Annotated in this window: 1 rRNA gene; it reads left to right on the top strand. The window is 52.4% G+C overall.

From position 1 onward, the window contains the following. Nucleotides 1-28 precede the first annotated feature (28 nt). Nucleotides 29-2,935: ribosomal RNA gene (locus OGV38_RS03365) — 23S ribosomal RNA — on the top strand. Nucleotides 2,936-2,958 lie beyond the last annotated feature (23 nt).

The following is a 2,958-nucleotide window of genomic DNA, read 5'->3' as shown; positions in this document are numbered from 1 at the left end:
TGTTTTACGAAACATCTTCGGGTTGTGAGGTTAAGCGACTAAGCGTACACGGTGGATGCCCTGGCAGTCAGAGGCGATGAAGGACGTGCTAATCTGCGATAAGCGTCGGTAAGGTGATATGAACCGTTATAACCGGCGATTTCCGAATGGGGAAACCCAGTGTGATTCGTCACACTATCATTGCGTGAATACATAGCGTAATGAAGCGAACCGGGGGAACTGAAACATCTAAGTACCCCGAGGAAAAGAAATCAACCGAGATTCCCCCAGTAGCGGCGAGCGAACGGGGAGCAGCCCAGAGTCTGAATCAGCATGTGTGGTAGTGGAACGGTCTGGAAAGTCCGACGGTACAGGGTGATAGTCCCGTACACAAAAGTGCATGTGTTGTGAACTCGAAGAGTAGGGCGGGACACGTGGTATCCTGTCTGAATATGGGGGGACCATCCTCCAAGGCTAAATACTCCTGACTGACCGATAGTGAACCAGTACCGTGAGGGAAAGGCGAAAAGAACCCCGGCGAGGGGAGTGAAAAAGAACCTGAAACCGTGTACGTACAAGCAGTGGGAGCCTCTTTATGGGGTGACTGCGTACCTTTTGTATAATGGGTCAGCGACTTATATTCTGTAGCAAGGTTAACCGCATAGGGGAGCCGAAGGGAAACCGAGTCTTAACTGGGCGTTAAGTTGCAGGGTATAGACCCGAAACCCGGTGATCTAGCCATGGGCAGGTTGAAGGTTGGGTAACACTAACTGGAGGACCGAACCGACTAATGTTGAAAAATTAGCGGATGACTTGTGGCTGGGGGTGAAAGGCCAATCAAACCGGGAGATAGCTGGTTCTCCCCGAAAGCTATTTAGGTAGCGCCTCGTGAATTCATCTTCGGGGGTAGAGCACTGTTTCGGCTAGGGGGTCATCCCGACTTACCAACCCGATGCAAACTGCGAATACCGAAGAATGTTATCACGGGAGACACACGGCGGGTGCTAACGTCCGTCGTGAAGAGGGAAACAACCCAGACCGCCAGCTAAGGTCCCAAAGTCATGGTTAAGTGGGAAACGATGTGGGAAGGCACAGACAGCCAGGATGTTGGCTTAGAAGCAGCCATCATTTAAAGAAAGCGTAATAGCTCACTGGTCGAGTCGGCCTGCGCGGAAGATGTAACGGGGCTAAACCATGCACCGAAGCTGCGGCAGCGACACTATGTGTTGTTGGGTAGGGGAGCGTTCTGTAAGCCGTTGAAGGTGGCCTGTGAGGGTTGCTGGAGGTATCAGAAGTGCGAATGCTGACATAAGTAACGATAATGCGGGTGAAAAACCCGCACGCCGGAAGACCAAGGGTTCCTGTCCAACGTTAATCGGGGCAGGGTGAGTCGACCCCTAAGGCGAGGCCGAAAGGCGTAGTCGATGGGAAACAGGTTAATATTCCTGTACTTGGTGTTACTGCGAGGGGGGGACGGAGAAGGCTATGTTAGCCGGGCGACGGTTGTCCCGGTTTAAGCATGTAGGCGGAGATTCCAGGTAAATCCGGAGTCTTGTTAACGCTGAGGTGTGATGACGAGGCACTACGGTGCTGAAGTAACAAATGCCCTGCTTCCAGGAAAAGCCTCTAAGCATCAGGTAACACGAAATCGTACCCCAAACCGACACAGGTGGTCAGGTAGAGAATACCAAGGCGCTTGAGAGAACTCGGGTGAAGGAACTAGGCAAAATGGTGCCGTAACTTCGGGAGAAGGCACGCTGATATGTAGGTGAAGTGATTTACTCATGGAGCTGAAATCAGTCGAAGATACCAGCTGGCTGCAACTGTTTATTAAAAACACAGCACTGTGCAAACACGAAAGTGGACGTATACGGTGTGACGCCTGCCCGGTGCCGGAAGGTTAATTGATGGGGTTATCCGTAAGGAGAAGCTCTTGATCGAAGCCCCGGTAAACGGCGGCCGTAACTATAACGGTCCTAAGGTAGCGAAATTCCTTGTCGGGTAAGTTCCGACCTGCACGAATGGCGTAATGATGGCCAGGCTGTCTCCACCCGAGACTCAGTGAAATTGAACTCGCTGTGAAGATGCAGTGTACCCGCGGCAAGACGGAAAGACCCCGTGAACCTTTACTATAGCTTGACACTGAACACTGGTCCTTGATGTGTAGGATAGGTGGGAGGCTTTGAAGTGTGGACGCCAGTCTGCATGGAGCCAACCTTGAAATACCACCCTTTAATGGCTGGTGTTCTAACGTAGACCCGTAATCCGGGTTGCGGACAGTGTCTGGTGGGTAGTTTGACTGGGGCGGTCTCCTCCTAAAGAGTAACGGAGGAGCACGAAGGTTAGCTAATCCTGGTCGGACATCAGGAGGTTAGTGCAAAGGCATAAGCTAGCTTGACTGCGAGAGTGACGGCTCGAGCAGGTGCGAAAGCAGGTCTTAGTGATCCGGTGGTTCTGAATGGAAGGGCCATCGCTCAACGGATAAAAGGTACTCCGGGGATAACAGGCTGATACCGCCCAAGAGTTCATATCGACGGCGGTGTTTGGCACCTCGATGTCGGCTCATCACATCCTGGGGCTGAAGTAGGTCCCAAGGGTATGGCTGTTCGCCATTTAAAGTGGTACGCGAGCTGGGTTTAGAACGTCGTGAGACAGTTCGGTCCCTATCTGCCGTGGGCGCTGGAGAATTGAGGGGGGCTGCTCCTAGTACGAGAGGACCGGAGTGGACGCATCACTGGTGTTCGGGTTGTCATGCCAATGGCATTGCCCGGTAGCTAAATGCGGAAGAGATAAGTGCTGAAAGCATCTAAGCACGAAACTTGCCCCGAGATGAGTTCTCCCTGACCCTTTAAGGGTCCTGAAGGAACGTTGAAGACGACGACGTTGATAGGTCGGGTGTGTAAGCGTAGCGATACGTTGAGCTAACTGATACTAATGAACCGTGAGGCTTAACCTTACAACGCCGAAGATGTTTTGGCG

It is taken from the genome of Citrobacter sp. Cb080, from assembly GCF_030334745.1.
GTDB classification, from domain to species: domain Bacteria; phylum Pseudomonadota; class Gammaproteobacteria; order Enterobacterales; family Enterobacteriaceae; genus Citrobacter; species Citrobacter braakii.
This window is presented reverse-complemented; position numbering and strand designations above follow the sequence as displayed.